General features: G+C 61.9%; 16 protein-coding genes. 11 read left to right on the plus strand and 5 right to left on the minus strand.

The features are described from left to right. Nucleotides 1-141 precede the first annotated feature (141 nt). Genes AC1DVN_RS08525 through AC1DVN_RS08535 form a run of 3 tightly spaced genes read left to right on the plus strand, consistent with a single transcriptional unit; the run spans nucleotide 142 to nucleotide 3,243 of the window. Complete coding sequence (locus AC1DVN_RS08525) at nucleotides 142-714, plus strand: HdeD family acid-resistance protein (RefSeq protein ID WP_019746361.1); 573 nt, start codon at nucleotides 142-144, stop codon at nucleotides 712-714. Continuing rightward, nucleotides 704-1,852 (plus strand): AI-2E family transporter, encoded by a 1,149-nt coding sequence (locus AC1DVN_RS08530; protein ID WP_019746362.1) that lies wholly within the window; start codon nucleotides 704-706, stop codon nucleotides 1,850-1,852. Before AC1DVN_RS08525 ends, AC1DVN_RS08530 begins: the two co-directional genes overlap by 11 nt. A gap of 44 nt (nucleotides 1,853-1,896) precedes the next feature. After that, entirely contained in the window at nucleotides 1,897-3,243 is a 1,347-nt protein-coding gene (locus AC1DVN_RS08535) for a YhgE/Pip domain-containing protein (protein WP_021342413.1), read from the plus strand. Here the strand turns inward: AC1DVN_RS08535 and AC1DVN_RS08540 are convergent, their stop codons facing one another. Then, nucleotides 3,244-3,867 (minus strand): superoxide dismutase, encoded by a 624-nt coding sequence (locus AC1DVN_RS08540; RefSeq protein WP_003944189.1) that lies wholly within the window; start codon nucleotides 3,865-3,867, stop codon nucleotides 3,244-3,246. Nucleotides 3,868-4,127: 260 nt separating this feature from the next. On the opposite strand from AC1DVN_RS08540, the gene AC1DVN_RS08545 reads away from it, so the two are divergent. From AC1DVN_RS08545 to AC1DVN_RS08555, 3 genes are all read left to right on the plus strand, one after another. Continuing rightward, nucleotides 4,128-5,306, plus strand: coding sequence for an acyltransferase family protein (locus tag AC1DVN_RS08545; RefSeq protein ID WP_153213331.1), 1,179 nt, complete (start codon nucleotides 4,128-4,130; stop codon nucleotides 5,304-5,306). Beyond that, on the plus strand, nucleotides 5,245-5,958 hold the full coding sequence (msrA, locus tag AC1DVN_RS08550; RefSeq protein ID WP_141487985.1) for a peptide-methionine (S)-S-oxide reductase MsrA: 714 nt from the start codon (nucleotides 5,245-5,247) through the stop codon (nucleotides 5,956-5,958). Before AC1DVN_RS08545 ends, msrA begins: the two co-directional genes overlap by 62 nt. Before the next feature lie 111 nt (nucleotides 5,959-6,069). After that, the gene (locus AC1DVN_RS08555; protein ID WP_269577427.1) at nucleotides 6,070-6,666 is read left to right on the plus strand and encodes an Rv1733c family protein; all 597 of its coding nucleotides are present in this window, start codon (nucleotides 6,070-6,072) and stop codon (nucleotides 6,664-6,666) included. 15 nt (nucleotides 6,667-6,681) lie between these two features. Here the strand turns inward: AC1DVN_RS08555 and AC1DVN_RS08560 are convergent, their stop codons facing one another. Continuing rightward, nucleotides 6,682-7,611: an LLM class F420-dependent oxidoreductase gene (locus AC1DVN_RS08560; RefSeq protein ID WP_070384785.1), complete on the minus strand. Its 930-nt coding sequence runs from the start codon at nucleotides 7,609-7,611 to the stop codon at nucleotides 6,682-6,684. 16 nt (nucleotides 7,612-7,627) lie between these two features. Then, on the minus strand, nucleotides 7,628-9,409 hold the full coding sequence (locus AC1DVN_RS08565; RefSeq protein WP_477993704.1) for a hypothetical protein: 1,782 nt from the start codon (nucleotides 9,407-9,409) through the stop codon (nucleotides 7,628-7,630). A 415-nt stretch (nucleotides 9,410-9,824) separates the two neighbouring features. Between AC1DVN_RS08565 and AC1DVN_RS08570 the strand changes: the two genes are divergently transcribed. Genes AC1DVN_RS08570 through AC1DVN_RS08585 form a run of 4 tightly spaced genes read left to right on the plus strand, consistent with a single transcriptional unit; the run spans nucleotide 9,825 to nucleotide 13,343 of the window. Continuing rightward, a complete protein-coding gene (locus AC1DVN_RS08570) occupies nucleotides 9,825-10,784 on the plus strand; it encodes a DUF4328 domain-containing protein (protein ID WP_477993705.1) in 960 nt (319 codons plus the stop codon). After that, entirely contained in the window at nucleotides 10,781-11,545 is a 765-nt protein-coding gene (locus AC1DVN_RS08575; protein WP_019746370.1) for a glycerophosphodiester phosphodiesterase, read from the plus strand. The genes AC1DVN_RS08570 and AC1DVN_RS08575 overlap by 4 nt, the downstream gene beginning before the upstream one ends. Nucleotides 11,546-11,556: 11 nt before the next feature. Then, nucleotides 11,557-12,471, plus strand: a complete 915-nt coding sequence (locus AC1DVN_RS08580; RefSeq protein ID WP_024487903.1) for a DUF5926 family protein — start codon at nucleotides 11,557-11,559, stop codon at nucleotides 12,469-12,471. A 53-nt stretch (nucleotides 12,472-12,524) separates the two neighbouring features. Continuing rightward, nucleotides 12,525-13,343 (plus strand): alpha/beta fold hydrolase, encoded by an 819-nt coding sequence (locus AC1DVN_RS08585; RefSeq protein ID WP_003944129.1) that lies wholly within the window; start codon nucleotides 12,525-12,527, stop codon nucleotides 13,341-13,343. On the opposite strand, the gene AC1DVN_RS08590 is transcribed toward AC1DVN_RS08585, so the two are convergent. Both AC1DVN_RS08590 and AC1DVN_RS08595 read right to left on the minus strand, forming a co-directional pair. Next, nucleotides 13,340-13,885 carry a ferritin gene (locus tag AC1DVN_RS08590; RefSeq protein ID WP_024487904.1) on the minus strand — a complete coding sequence of 182 codons (546 nt, stop codon included), beginning with the start codon at nucleotides 13,883-13,885 and terminating at the stop codon, nucleotides 13,340-13,342. The genes AC1DVN_RS08585 and AC1DVN_RS08590 overlap by 4 nt on opposite strands. Before the next feature lie 154 nt (nucleotides 13,886-14,039). After that, nucleotides 14,040-14,966, minus strand: a complete 927-nt coding sequence (locus AC1DVN_RS08595) for a cation diffusion facilitator family transporter (RefSeq protein ID WP_477993706.1) — start codon at nucleotides 14,964-14,966, stop codon at nucleotides 14,040-14,042. A gap of 179 nt (nucleotides 14,967-15,145) precedes the next feature. Between AC1DVN_RS08595 and AC1DVN_RS08600 the strand changes: the two genes are divergently transcribed. Next, on the plus strand, nucleotides 15,146-15,775 hold the full coding sequence (locus tag AC1DVN_RS08600; RefSeq protein ID WP_446696472.1) for a M23 family metallopeptidase: 630 nt from the start codon (nucleotides 15,146-15,148) through the stop codon (nucleotides 15,773-15,775). Nucleotides 15,776-15,794 lie beyond the last annotated feature (19 nt).

The following is a 15,794-nucleotide window of genomic DNA, read 5'->3' on the forward strand; positions in this document are numbered from 1 at the left end:
GTACCCGAAGAGCACAACTCGGTATCAGCCGCGCGTTTCGATGGGCGGAAAGGTCACGATAGCCATACGATCTGTCGGTATTGCCCTGTTTGAAAAGCTGTTGAATCGGTCAGAGACACCCGCTTGCTTCGGAGGCTACTGATGGTCACGCAGAATCCGTTCGTGCAGTACGGCAAAGAGATCTGGTGGATGATCCTGATCCGCGGAATCTTCGGCGTGATCTTCGGAATCATCGCGCTCGTGTGGCCGGGAATTACCGTGGTGGCCTTGGTTTTCCTGTTCGGTATCTACTCCATTGTCGACGGCTTGATCACGCTCGTTCGAGCCATCCGGGACCGCGAACACCTGAGTTCGTGGGGATGGTGGGTGTTCACCGGCGTCGTTTCGGTGGGAGCCGGTATCGTCGCGCTGGTCTGGCCAGGCATCACGGCGCTGGTACTTCTGTACATAATTGCCTTCTACGCCATCATGTTCGGAATCTTCGGAATTGTCGGCGCCTTCAAGATGAAAGCGCTGCCAGGATCCAGTTGGGGATGGCTGCTCGCCGCATCGGTGCTCGCGGTCATCTTCGGCATCATCCTTCTGATCGCACCAGGCGAAGGCATCATCAGCCTCATCTGGCTGTTGGGTTGGTACGCAATCTTGTTCGGCCTCTTCATGATCGTGGGCGCATTCCAGATCAGAAGCCGGGCAAAGGAAGCCGGTGTTCTCTAGGAAGGGCAAGCCGGCCGCCGCGGCTCCCGCTCCGATCCCCACGCTTTCCGGTAGTGAGAACTGGTCGATCCCGCGCGGTCTGATCGTCCTGCTCGGTCTCGCGGCCACCGTGGTTGCCGTCGGCGGAATGAAGGTGTTCGGCGGCATCCTCGGACCGGTATTCCTGGCCCTCGTGCTGACGATTGCCGTTCAGCCCATTCAGGATTGGTCACAGCGCCGAGGGTGGCCCAAGTGGGTCGGGATGCTCGGCTCACTGGTCACCGTGTACCTGATTCTGCTCGGGTTGGCGGCGTCGTTGATCGTGTCGACGGCCCAGTTGGCGACAATCCTGCCTCAATACTCCGAGGAGATGACCAACCTCCTCAACGAGGGCCGCGACAAGTTGGCCGACTTCGGAGTCAGCACCGAACAGATCCAAAGCACACTCAGCAGTATCGATCTCACGAAGGTCGTGGGCGTACTCGAAAGCGGGCTGGAGGGTCTGCTCGGCATTCTGTCGGATCTGGTGTTCATCCTCGCGCTGTTGCTGTTCATGGCTTTCGACGGCATGAGTATCCGCTCACGGTTGAATGTGCTGTCGGAGCAACGTCCCGAAATCTCCTACGCGCTCTCCACCTTTGCCGCCGGCACTCGCAAATACCTGGTCGTCTCGACGGTCTTCGGCCTCATCGTGGCGGTACTCGACGGTGGCGCGCTGTGGCTGATGGGCATTCAGCTGCCCGTCCTGTGGGCGTTGCTGTCCTTCATCACCAACTACATCCCCAACATCGGGTTTGTCATCGGCGTCATCCCACCGGCGCTCCTGGGACTCCTGCAGGGCGGGCCGTGGCTGATGCTGTGGGTGATCGTCGTCTACTCCGTCATCAACTTCGTGATCCAGTCCATCATCCAACCCAAGTTCGTCGGCGACGCCGTGGGGCTGTCGGTGACGATGACCTTCCTCTCGCTTGTCTTCTGGGCGTGGGTTCTCGGAGCACTCGGAGCATTGCTGGCGATTCCGCTCTCGTTGCTGGTGAAGGCCGTCCTGCTCGACATCGACCCGGCCACACGCTGGGCGGACATCCTGATCAGTGGTCCTCGAACCGAACCGGATGAAGACCCGAAAGAAGAAGCGAAACCGACCCCGGCGCCCACCTAGAACTTCTCAGTGTTTCTACAAGTTGTTGCTTTATCGTCTCGCCCATGAGCGCCGAGAACACCACCGAGAACTCCCACCGCCAGCCGTCACGCCTCGGTCGACGGCTGGCAGTGGGTGGTGTGGCCGCGATTGTCGCGGCTGCGGTGGCGGGGATCGGGTTCGTGATCTTCGCGGGCGGTGCCGATTCCTCGAACACCGTCGCGATCGTGAACGCCGACGCGGGAACCACGCTCGACGGCAAGGAACTTCGGGCCGGCGACACCCTGGTGGACACGTTGGGCAAGAACGAAGACTTCGACTTCCAGGTGGTCGACAACCCCGGCGGGAACTACTTCGCGACGTTGACGGTGCCGGAAGACTTCAGCGAAACCGTCGCGTCGATGTTCGGCACTGATCCCCGCCAAGCCAGTGTCGAACTGGCGGTGAATGGCTCGGACTCGGAGAAGTCCGCCGAGTTGACTCGGGCCGTATCGGCGCAGGTCGGCGCGGACGGAATCAAGGGTTTGCTGGCTCAGACTTCGGCCGCGCGGCGCTCGATCGATCAAAACCTCACCACCGCACAGATTCTGGTCGCCGGCACCAATGAGGCCGGAAAGTCCATCGATCAGGTGAAGGCAGGCGCAGGCACTCTGCTGCCGTATCTCGAGACCGCACGCTCGGGAGCGTTGGAGTTGATGAGCGTGGCGGACCAGGTATCCGGCGTGGTCGATCAGGCGTCGGGGTCGGCGGAAGAGCTGGCCACGCGCGCTGACTCACTGGGCCTGACGCTGGGGGAGGCGTCGTCGTCGACCGCGGAATTGAAGACACGGATCGACACGTTGCAAACTGCGTTGAACGGCCTTCCGATCCCGCCCGACGTGACAGCGCAACTGGCCGGTGTGAGTTCGGATCTCGGTGCGCTGAATGCGCAATTGGGCACCGTTCCGGCACTGTTGGGTGGCTCGGTCGGACCCGATACGGAGCTCGGTGATCTAGTCCGCACCGCTGTCGGGCAGCTGCAAGGCGCGAGCGATCAACTGAGCAGTGCTGCCGGACAATTGAACGACGGACTCATCCCCATCGCCGATCAGGCACCGCAGATGCTCGGCGACGTGACCGATCAGATCACCCAGGGATTCACGACGCTGCAAGGGATCGCCAAGTCATTGGTCACGGGCCTCGACGGCGCAAAATCCGGTATTCCGGCGATGACCACTCCGCAGCAGGTTCAGTTGACCTCGGTGCTGTCGGATCCGGTGGCCGTGAATCAGACCAGCGCGAACAGTGGTGACTCCGGAACTCGCACACTGGCATTGGTCTTCGGAGCCACGACGGTCCTGCTCGGTGGCGCTCTGCTGACGCGAACGGCGGCGCCCCTGGTGAGGCGCCGCCGTTCGCAAGAAGAGCTGTGACTAGACGATCAGACCTGCGGTCTGGGTACGTGCACGGTCGAAGCGAGCCGAAACGTCGTTCCAGTTGACGATGTTCCAGAATGCCTTGACGTAGTCGCCCTTGACGTTCTGGTAGTCGAGGTAGAAAGCGTGCTCCCACATGTCGAGGAGCAGCAGCGGCGTGAGGCCGATGGAGATGTTGCCCTGCTGGTCGTAGAGCTGGACGATGATCAGACGCTGTCCGATCGAGTCCCACGCGAGGATGGACCAGCCGGAGCCCTGGATGGCGTTGGCGTTCGCGGAGAAGTGAGCGCGGAAGAGATCGAACGAACCGAAGTTGTCGTCGATCGCTGCGGCGAGCTCGCCTTCGGGCTTGTCGCCACCGTCAGCGCTGAGGTTGTTCCAGAAAACGGTGTGGTTGGTGTGGCCACCGAGGTGGAACGCCAGGTTCTTCTCGAGCAGGTTGGCCTGCGCTGCGATGGTGTCGTTCTCACGAGCCTCGGCCAGCTTCTCGAGTGCAGCGTTGGCGCCAGCAACGTAAGCCGCGTGGTGCTTGTCGTGATGCAGCTCCATGATCTTGCCCGAGATGTGCGGCTCGAGGGCTGCGTAGTCGTAGGGGAGTTCCGGCAGCGTGTAAACAGACACGAGGGTCCCTTCTTTGCGGGCTGGTGAGCCCTGGTGCTTTAGAGTGCGTCGATCACCGGTCACGGCGTGACGTCACTCGCGTATGTGCAAATCATTCTTCGGGTTTCCACCCAATAACATTCGTACACCGTCCGCAACAGTCCGGCTCAGGTAGTAATCACCAAAGAATAAAGTTTGGTTAACCGAACTTGGTTAGATCTAAGGGTAAGCTAATATGCGCAAATTCGTCGTACAGGTGAACGGAACCTTAAACTTGCGCGATGCCCGCACCAGTTTTCCTCCCGGATTCACCAGAGGCGGCCGCGCCTCGGGTGAATCTTCCGGGCGCTGACCTGCTGCGAGCACTGGCGGTTGCCGCCGTGATCTACTCCCACATCTCTTTTTACGTCATCGACGATCTCGGCTCCGGTTGGTGGGTGATCGACGTCGTTTACGGCGTTCTGATCGAGCCCGCCGAACTCAACCAGCACCTCTCTTTTGTCGGCGTCGCGGTATTCATGATGCTGACCGGCGCTCTGGTGACGCGGTCCGCGATTCGTGACGGCCCCGGAAAGTTCTTGACCAACCGATTCAGCCGCCTGCTGCCCGCATTCTGGGTGGCAACCGCGATTGCCATTCTTCTGGTCCGCCTCGGAATCAACGGAATGTTCAGCGGTCAGGAAGGTATTTCCGATACCGAAGCGTTGATGAGCTTTTTTCTCGGCGGATTCTTTCTCAAACCCGAGGTAGCGGTTCTCGGAGTGACCTGGACGCTCACCGTCCAATTCCTCTTCTATCTCGCCTGCGTCGCGGCTCGACCGATATTGCGTCTGCGTCCAATCGTCATGCCGCTCGCGGGCGGAGCACTGTGCTCATTGGTGCTGCTCTACAACGTCTACGCGCCGTTGCCGTACACCGTGCCGATGCTGTCCAAGATCGCCGCGACGCTGCCGGCTGTCTTCCTCGGTCAGATCATGTACCTCGCGTGGGCCAAGCTCGCTCCCGGCCGCTGGCTGATCGTTGCCGTCCTCGTTCAGATGCACGTCATCATCGTGGCGACCCAGTTCCGCGTCTACTGGGCCGGCGAGCACTACCTGTGGACCATTTCGGTAGTCGCCGCAGCGGTAGTTCTCATCGGCCGCTACGACGGTGTCCCGACGCGCTGGTCAGTCGTGAAATGGCTTTCGACGCGCAGTTACATCATCTATCTCGTGCACACCCTGATCCTGTACCGCGTTGTCGAGAACACCGTTTTGTACGTCGGACCGACGCTGGCGTTCGCGCTGTTCCTTCTGGCAACGGCCGCGGTAGCAGAAATCGGCTACCGGTGGGTGGAGCTGCCCGGCGCCCGCGCGGTCACGGCGTGGCGAAACAGCCGCTCACGCGTAGCATCGAAGCATGAGCTGGTACGACGACATTCTGGGACGAGCGTCCGCAAAATCCACGCTGATCGCGCCTGAGGACGCCCTGCCCGGGCGAGAGCAGAAAATGCCGGTACCTACCGCGCACTACGTCAACGGGCATCCGTTGACGCCGCCGTTTCCGGCCGAACTGCAGACCGTCGTCGTCGGGATGGGTTGTTTCTGGGGCGCCGAGAAGGAGTTCTGGCAGCTTCCCGGTGTGTACACAACCGCTGCGGGTTATGCGGGAGGCTTCACCCCCAACCCGACGTACGAAGAAACGTGCTCCGGACGTACGGGTCACACCGAAGTGGTGCTGGTGGTCTTCGATCCCGCAGTGATCGCCTACGAGCAGATCCTGGCGCACTTCTGGGAGAACCACGATCCGACGCAGGGGATGCGTCAGGGTAACGACCAGGGCTCGCAGTACCGTTCGGCGATCTTCACGACGTCCGCCGAGCAGGAAGAAATCGCTCATGCGTCGGCCGTCGCTTTCGGTGAACGACTTGCCGAAGCCGGATACGGCGCGATCACCACCGAAATCGGTCCGCTGCGCGACTTCTTCTACGCGGAGGATTACCACCAGCAGTATTTGGCGAAGAACCCCGGCGGCTACTGCCCGGTGCATGCCACCGGCGTCAGTTGCCCGGTCGGATTGCTCCGTCAGGATCAGGTTCCGGCGCAGACGGACATCCTTCCGCCGAGTGAATAACTGGACAGGTGTTGGAGGACACATGTGATTCAGCTCGTTAACACTTGCAACTAGATCGAAACAAAGGGAATCTCGATGTAAGAGTGTGTCGTCGAGAGAACTGAGCTAATAATGTCAGGTAGTACGCGAGGAACTGCGTCGCTGCTCCGACGCACCATTCATGTAGGCCACGATCCGATGGTTCGCCGCAGTGATCGGATCGAAGGATTCATGTCCTTCGGTCTGATCATTTTTGCGATTCTTCTGCTGCCTCTCGCGGTATGGGCAGGGGCTGAGACGGCTTCGAGCCAGAACGCACTGATCGCCAAACAATCCGCCGAACTACACAGCATTTCGGCGACGACGACTGCAGACTCGACGCAGACCACCCCCTCGACAGCCGATTACATTGCGCCGACCACCGAAATGGCCAGCGCGCAATGGAACTGGAACGGCGAGGTTCACACGGGTGATGTCACTGTCGACTCGGCGACGCCCGTCGGCACCGAGGTCCCCATCTACGTCAACGATCACGGCGACAAGACCGTAGCTCCGATCACGCAGAGTGCTGCCGACGTCGCAGCCGTGGTCACCGGGGTTTTCACCTGGTTCAGCGTGATGTCCCTGTTGGTCATCGCGTTCATGCTGGTGCGGGTCTTTCTCGATCGTTCCCGCTCGGCCCAGTGGGACCGAGACCTACGCGCGTTCCTCGACGCGAACGCGCTGTAGATCCCGGACCTTTCCTCACTGCAGTTGGGGCATGACCTCGCTTGCGACGAGTTCGAGATGATCCAGATCGGCCAGATCGAGAGTCTGCAGATACACGCGCTGTGAACCGGCCTCGGCGAAAGTGCCGATCTTGTCGACCAGCTCCGAAGGTGTTCCGGCCAGACCGTTCTCACGTAGCTCGTCCACGTCGCGTCCGATCGCTTCGGCGCGCTTCTTGATCTCCGCCTCGTCGCGGCCGCAGCACAGGACGAGAGCGTTGGAGTACACCAATTCGTTCGGATCGCGCTCGTGCTCGACGCAAGCCTGACGAACCCGCGCAAAGATGTCCTTTGTTTCCGCGAGGGACTTGAACGGGATGTTGAACTCGTTCGCGAACCGAGCGGCGAGTGCCGGAGTCTTCTTCTTGCCCGTGCCACCGATCAGGATCGGCGGACCGTCGACCTGGTGCGGTTTGGGAAGCGCGGGAGAGTTCTTGATCTGCACATGCTTACCGTCGTAGTCGAACGTGTCGCCGACCGGCGTACGCCACAGGCCGGTCACTACGTCGAGAGTTTCCTCGAGCAGTTCGAAGCGATCCTTGAGCGCCGGGAACGGGATGCCGTACGCCTGGTGCTCTTCCTCGTACCAGCCGGCACCGATGCCGAGGTCTACGCGGCCACCACTCATCTGATCGACCTGTGCGACCGAGATGGCCAGCGGTCCGGCGTGACGGAACGTAGCCGACGTCACCAGAGTGCCGAGGCGGATGGTGGATGTTTCGCGGGCGATTCCGGCGAGCGTGATCCACGCGTCGGTGGGCCCGGGAAGGCCGTCGGAATTCATGGCGAGATAGTGGTCCGAGCGGAAAAATGCGCCGTAGCCGAGTTTTTCGGCGGTCTGGGCAACAGTCAGTAGTTGTTCGTAGGTAGCGCCCTGCTGGGGTTCGGTGAATATACGCAGCTCCATGACTTCTACTCTGCCACTATTTTGCGGAGGTCGGGACGACGGCACCGACTTGTCCGGCGCCGAAACACAGCGTCAGTCCCGGCGTTGTCGGCGTGATCTTCACACTGTTTCCGTGGCCGACCAGGCGCACGAATGCCGAGTGCAAACCCTGCGTCACGGGTACCGATACTGCGTCACCGGACGCCAACGCAACGTCGATCGTTCCGTCGGTGCTCGCGAGGTAATTGAGCTGAACCGTCCATTCCCAGCCGGCCAGGGGGCCGTCGAGGGGGAGCTCGGTCGGGCCTTCGGCGCGGGTGCCGCAGTTCGGTGCCGTTCCTTCGGGAATCCTTCTCGTCCAGGTCACTTCGGCGTCGACAATCCGTCCGCTGTCGTCGATGGTGCGCAGAATCGGAGTGCTGGAAGAAAATTCGGGGCGATCAGGCAGTGGCGCGAGAACATTGCTTGCCAAATTGTTCGGAAAGGCGACGGGAAGGAGCACTTCGATCGCGACGGGTTGCTCGAGCAGTGAAGCATCCTGATTCTGTGACAACGATATTCGCGCGTTGGCGAGGTAGTCGCGAGTCGGGTTCTCGCGCCAGATGTCGACGAACGTGACGGTCGAGACGAGCGAACTGACCACGAAGAGCGCTGACAGGCCGGCGGCGACTGCGACGGGTATCCGGGCCGGACGCCGCCGAGGTGCAGCGAGAATCAGAGCGGTGGCGAGGGCGAACACCGTCGCCGAATCCGTGAAGTAACGCAAGGTCTGCGCCAACTCGTACGTGGTGTCGGCGTCGGATCGGGTAGCGGTCATCGCCACGACAGAGGCCAGGAAGTACAGCGCCGCGGCGGCCCAGATCCAGGCAGCGCCGCGTCGGGCACGCACGGTCATCACGACCGTCGTCAGCAGCGCGGCCCAGGCCGCGGCCACCAAGACCGTCGGCGGATCGGCCCAGGCGGGGCTGGGGATCCACCGCTCCCAGCGCCAGGGGCCGCCGAGAAGGGTGGGAAGCATCCCCAAAGACGTGCCGTGATGCAGCAGTTCGGTGGACATGGAACGGCCGTTGCCGGTGATCGGAGATTCGACAGTTGTCAGATACACCGGAATCCAGATCGCGAGCACGGCGGCGCAGGCCGTCCACAGGCGTCGGCACTTCGTGACCGCACTTCGTATCGGCGTTCCTTCACCTTGTGTGCGCAAGTACAGCACCAGAAAAGCGAGTGCCACGAACGGAACGAGCACTGCCTTCTCGAAGAACAGCAGAGAGACGACAAAAACCGCGGTGCCCGAGAACACGTAGCGCACATGTCCGGTGCGGTACAGCTTGATCGCGTCGCCACATGCCCAGGCAAGCGCGATCTGAAGCGGCAAGGCGTTGAGTGCGGCCGCCCACCACGAGAACGACGGAAGGGTCAGCGGGACGAAGAGATACAGGATCAGCGGAATCAACAGCGCCGGTCGCCAACCAAGGACCAACCGAAGAGTGCGCAGAAGCGCCAACGACGCCGCGGCCTGGCCGATGACGAGCAGCGTTGCCGACAGCGCCCAGTTGTACGGCGCGATGCGGGTGATCAACCCGGTGAAGAAGAAGGCCGCGGGCATGAAGTGACCGTCGTGGTCGTAGAGCAGGAGTTCGCTCGAGAAGAGAGGGAAGCGTCCTCCGCGGCCCATCAGGATGAGGTCGTCCCAGTAGAAGTAATTGCTCGCGGCAACCCAGGCGCGAATGACGAGCTGACATCCGATCAACACGAACGCGAGCTGCGCGACCCGTTTCGGGGTGAACGTCAGAGTTGGCTCGGGCTGTGGAGAAGTCATCGACGGTCATGCTTCCAGGTGTGTCAAAAACCGACTTCCCGCAAAAAAGGGATAACGGTCTTTTCTGTCTTTTCGGGAGCAATTTCTGAATGGATTGTGAACTTTGCCGGGATAAATGACGCCGACGCCCAAAAGTTCACTGACCTGCGGTGTCAAATTCATCCTCGAGCCTGTGCATCGTTCGCTAACACCTGTCAGCAAATTCTCAGGGTCTTGCCCGTGACCTGTGGATAAAGCCCGATTCATTCATCCAGAACTGTGGATGAACCTGTGGAAACTGTGGATAACTCGAGTTTTTAAGTGGCGGAGGTCACATTATTCGAACAATGCAGGTGAACGCGGTGGAGGTTCGATCACAAATCGGGAGTGAATCCATTTGCTGCCGTTACCGATACGGCGTGACAGAATCGAAGTTGTGAGTGTCGTTCAGGTCTGCGCCCGGTGCGCCGCACGCTGGCCCGTAGTCGGCGGCCCCACGCAGTGGTGCCCGCGCTGCAGCGGCGTCCTGATGATCCCCACCCGCACCGAGATCTACCAACCACCCAACCGTCGAGGCTTCCGCTGGATCGCGCGCTCACCGTCCGACCCACGCGGCGTGGGGGACGCACCAGTGCGTCGTAGCCTCACCACCCCGCGCTACGACGCCGTCCCGCAGTGGGGGCTCCAGGACATCGTCGACACCTCACCGGTGCCGCCCTCGCGAGCGGACCGGATGGCCGACCGAGTCGGGCCGTTGCTGACACTCGCGACAATCCTCTACGGACTCGCTGTGTTCGCCGAACTGGGCAGATACGCGATCCTGGTGCGTAACCGCACCACGCTGATCCCGCAGTGGCTTCTCACGGTCTCCGACGCCGCCGTGTACTTCACTCAGTTGGGTGGACTGCTGATCTCGGTCTTCGCGGCTGTCGCCGGTGTGTGCTGGCTACTTCGTCGGCGTCATGAACACTTCGCAGGTGCCGGGGAATCCGATCCGCGCACAGCGTCGGAAGTTGTCGTCGGCTGCGCTGTGCCGATCCTCAACCTCGTGATGCCGGCGGTTTATCTCTTCGAGTTGGTCCGCCGCGATCCGCGCGGAACTCTGCTGGTGAAGATCTGGTGGGGCTTCTGGGGATTCAGCGCTCTGCTGCTGGTGGTCAACGCGTACTGGCGATCACGCCCGGGGATTCAGGCAATGGCCGACGGGGTTCTGCTGAACGCCTTCATCGCATTGGTCGCAGCCGTCACCGCGGCGTTGACGCTCGTCGTGATCCGACGGATCGAGCGCAAGAGTTGGCGCGGCGAACCCGAATCGGAAACTCGATGGGTGCCAGTGCCGCGCTCGGTGTTGGAAGAGAAGACGGTGCTGGAAGAGAAGGAGACCGCTGCCCTGTGAGCCCAGATCGTCGAGGTCCACTCGTCGTTGCGCACCGAGGTGCGTCGGCTGCGCGGCCGGAGCACACCCTCGCCGCCTACGAACTGGCCCTCGAGGAGGGTGCCGACGGGCTCGAATGCGACGTCCGGCTCACCCGCGACGGGCACCTGGTCTGCGTTCACGACCGCAAGGTCGATCGCACCTCCAGTGGCACGGGGATCGTCAGCGAGATGACGCTCGATTCGCTGAACGCTCTGGACTACGGGTCGACGAGCGAACCGGCCGAACTGCTGACTCTCTCCGACCTCATCACCCTCGCCCTGGATTTCGCGCGCCCGGTGAAGCTGTTCATCGAAACCAAGCACCCAGTGCGATTCGGCGGCCTGGTCGAAGCAAAACTTCTCGCGGAACTGCACCGCTTCGGGATCGCGTCGCCGCCGTCGGCCGATCACTCTCGCGCTGTGGTCATGTCTTTCTCGGCTACTGCGGTCTGGCGAGTGCGTCGTTCGGCACCGCTGCTGCCGACGGTCCTGCTCGGTGACGCGTCGCGATACCTCGGCGGTGGTGCGTCGACGGCTGTCGGCGCCACGGCGATCGGGCCGTCGATCAAGGCGCTGCGCGAACATCCCGATCTGGTCGATCGGGCTGCCGCTGCGGGTCGCGCGACGTACTGCTGGACCGTCGACGACAAGGCGGATGTGGACCTGTGTCGTGAGCTCGGGGTCAGTTGGGTGGCCACCAACCATCCCGGGCGCACGAAGCAATGGCTGGGCAGCGTGTAGATTTTGCCCTCGTGGCCAAGAAGAGCAAAAGAAACAGTGGACCGAAGCAGGGCAGCGCACGCGCAGAGAAGCTGGCGGCACGCCAAGCAGAGCGTGAAGCCGCTGCCGGCGCAGTGAACCGCCCGTTCGAGGGCCTTGCCGCCGAGTGCGATCTGGTCGCGCTGCGCGAATTCGTTCCGTCCGCCACGGCACCGTTGCCGGTCATCGGCTCCGACCGTCCCGTCACGTTGGCGACGGTCCTCCCCGGCGCTGTTGCCGCCCTCGTCCGCGACGAGGGCGAGACGGCCACCGGATTTGTCGGTGTCCAGGTTCAGGCGCACTCTGCAGACCTCGGCGCAGACCTCGCCGCTTCGGTGAACTGGATCAAGGACGCGGCCCCCGGCGACGCGCTTTCTGCCGCGAACCCCGATTCCGAGACACCCGCCGTCACCGAGGTTGTCGATCCATCGGCTCTGCTCGACATCACGGTGCACCAGAACTTCAACTGGTGGATTCCGGAAGGCGTCGAAACCGATCCTGAGGTTGCCGCCACCGTGCAGCACGCCAACTCGGCGATCATGCCCTCTGCACGCCTCGAAGGAGACGGCCTCGTTGCCGCGTGGTGGGTCGACGCCGGCGAGAAGGCGCACCTGCGTTGGGTTCGCCCCGAGAGCGAAGACGACCTGATGCTCGCGTTGGCGCGCGTGCACGCGACCGGTGGACTGCACCTGGGTGAGGGCTCGCGCTACGCAGGCTCGTTCCGCACCCACGGCCTGTTGGTCCCCGTCTTCGACCTCGACCGCGAAAAGCATGCAAACGAGTGGGTAGCGGCAACCGTCGAGCTCGGTGAGCGTCTTGCCGAGGCTCTGGCCGTCGACGCTCCACTGAACTCGGCCGAGCTGCGCTCGCGCGACGGCCTGCGCGGACGCCAGGTCACGCTGCGCTGATTTTTTCGCCAGAACTATAGGCGTTACGCAAAGTTACGGTTAATGTTGGCGGCATGACTTTGTCGCACGACATCTCCGGTAGCGGTCCCACGCTTGTGCTCGTCCATGGCATCGTCCATCGACGGCAGGCGTGGGATTCGCTTTTGGACCAGCTGACGCCGTATCGCCGTGTGGTCACGGTCGACCTGCCAGGTCACGGAGAGTCCCTGCTACCCGAACTCGGTCCGGACGTCATGGGACAGCTGATCGACGACGTCAGTGAGTTCGTCAAGGAAGTGACTCCGGCGGGGGAGCGTGCCCACGTCGCCGGAAACTCACTCGGCGGATGGATTGCACTCTCGCTGGCAGCGCGCGGAGACGTCGCGTCGGCGACAGCTCTTTCGCCGGCCGGGTTCTTTGTCAATCACCTCGATCAGGTGCGGGCGATCAACACGTTCCGTGCACTGCGCGGCACGGCCAAGCTCATGGGCGATGGTCTGCCACGTGCATTGCGGTACAAGCTGATTCGCTATCCGGCGCTCGCCGCGTTCTTCGCTCATCCGAGTCATGTCGGTTATGCGGCGGCGTTGGCCGACTGCCGTTCGCTCGTGTCCAACGAACTCGTCGATCTCGGTCTCGAGATGGACTTCGTGTTGCCGCCCATCGTGGATCCCACTGTGCCGGTGACGGTTGCGTGGGGTCGACGCGATCTCATTCTGCCCGTGTACCAAGCGCAGCGCGTGAAAAAGCCGTTCCCGCAGGCGAAGTTGATGGTTTTGCCCGGACTCGGGCACGTACCGATGACAGATGCCCCCGAGCTGATCAGTTCGATCCTGCTGGCAGGAAGCGAACCGTTCGGCTCGAGGGCAAAATCCGTGAGTGCTGCAGGCTAGATGGTTCCGCCTGCTGCGTTCGGCGCACCGGTGGTGTCACCGACGGTGCTCATCTCGCGGGACACGAAGTCTTCGAGGTCGAACAGGTTGGCGCCTGCGCGGTCCGCGATGGTGAGAAGTGTTGTCATGCTGGCAACTTCCTCGACCTGCTCCTTGAGGAACCACTGCATGAACTGCTCGCCGAGGTAGTCGCCTTCTTCGCGGGCAGTGCTCGCGAGCTGGACGATCTGCTCGGTGACCGTCTTCTCCTGCGTCAGCGCGAGAGCGATGGGCTCACGGGCATCCTTGAAGTCGGCCTTCGCGGCGTCGACGCCGGTGAGTTCGACGTTGATGTCGCGATCGAGGAAATACTGAACGATCATCATGGCGTGGTTACGCTCTTCCACAGCCTGCTTGTAGAAGTGCTTTGCCAGCTGTGGCAGGTCCGCATTGTCGAAGTAAACCGCTGTCGCGATGTACTGATGCGAAGCGTTGAACTCGTTGCGAATCTGGTCTCGGAGTAGTGCGTGGAATTTGGTCATGTGAGTCTCCCCAGAAGTCATGAATTCCAAGATAGTGCAGGTCAGAGGCCCTGTCATCCCAGTCTGACCTTATTGTGGTAAGCGTTCCCAAACTAAAGAAGACCTAATTTCTTTTCGAATTCGGTGCGGTTATCCATTGGCCCGAAAGCGAATGTTTCATTTAGGAATGTCCTTTTCACCAGGCGAGTTCCGTGCATTTACCGTCACTTCCCTGGAGTTCCACCTGCACAGTGGCGTGCTCCAGTTCGAATACCTCGGCCAGCAAGGTTTGGGTGGCCGCGAGCACCGTAGTGGGATCGGCGTCACTGGCCGCGGTGACGTGAACGGAAGCAACTTCCATCCCCGAGGTGAGTGTCCAGACGTGCAGATCGTGCGCGTCGACGACTCCCGGGAGTGTGTTGATCTTCTCGACTATCGCGGTGACGTCGATGCGCTCGGGAGCCTGCTGGAGCAAGATGCGGACGGCATGGCGGCCCAGGTTGAAGGCGCGCGGCAAGACGAAAAGGCCGATGGCGACGCCGATGACGGGGTCGGCGTAGCGCCAACCGAAAGCGAGCGTGACCAAGCCGCTGACGAGGACGCCGATGGACCCGATCATGTCCGCCATGACTTCGAGGTAGGCGCCGCGGATGTTGATGCTTTCCTTCGCGCCGCTGCGGAGCATCAGGAAGGCGATGACGTTCATCGCCAAACCGACGACGGCGACTATCGCGACGGGGAGGCCGGGAACCTCGGGCGGATCCGAGAATCGGCTGGCAGCCTCGTAGAGCACCCACCCGGCGACTGCGAAGAGCAGGATCGCATTGGCCAGTGCCGCAAACACTTCCGTGCGGTACATGCCGAAAGTGCGATCCGGGCGCCGTGCTGCGCGCTGTGCGACGAGGATCGCGGCGAGCGCCATGAAGATGCCGAAGATGTCGGTGAACACGTGCGCCGAGTCCGAAAGCAGCGCCAGTGACGAGGTGAAGAAGCCGACCGTCACCTGTAGCACGAACGTCACCAACCCGAGGCCGGCGGCGATCCACAGTTTGTTGACATGCTTGCCGCTGTTGCTGGTCGCAGCCTCGGCGGGAGAGATTCCGTGCCCGTGTCCGTGTGACATCGAAGGTCCTTTCGTCGACGTCAGCCTAGACACATATGCATATATGCGCAATAGTGCATGTCTTAAAAACTATGCAACATAGTTGTAAGGTGGCGGCGTAGACCTTCATTTGTCATCGACGCGAGGACCGAGAAGTGGGAAGACATCGAAAATCCGAGCCGATCAGACCCGGCGGGCGCATGGCCGCGGTTTCCGTGGCGACGGGCGCAATCCTGGCGTCCGGCACTTCCATCGGGCACGCATCGCCGCTTCCAGTTGCAGCGGAAGGTCCAGCGCTGGTGTCGATGCCGGAGATACTCGACCTTGTTCGGACGACGGATCTTGCCGGGATAGCCGAACAACTCGGTAAAACGAGGCAACTCGAAGCCGAACGGGCGGCGTTGGCGTACGAGGCAGAAAAGCCGCGGGTGATGGCCCCCGTCAGCGGGACGATGACGTCCAACTTCGGTCCACGCTGGGGAACAACCCATTACGGTCTCGACATCGCAAACTCGATCGGTACGCCCATCGTCTCGGCGACCGACGGTGTTGTGATCGAATCCGGTCCCGCCGCGGGATTCGGGCTCTGGGTCCGCATCCAGCAGGACGACGGGACCGTCGGCGTCTACGGGCACATCAACGAGGCGCTCGTGGTTGCCGGTCAGAAGGTGCGGGCGGGTGAACTGATCGCGACCGTCGGCAATCGTGGACAATCGACGGGACCGCACCTGCACTACGAGGTGTGGCAATCTGACGGGCAGAAGACTGATCCGCTCGCGTATCTGAATTCCCGGGGCGTGTCGTTCGGGGAGAAGGCCGCGAGCGGCTGAAGTTCTGTCACGACGCGAT

This window comes from Rhodococcus sp. P4_E4, assembly GCF_056401575.1.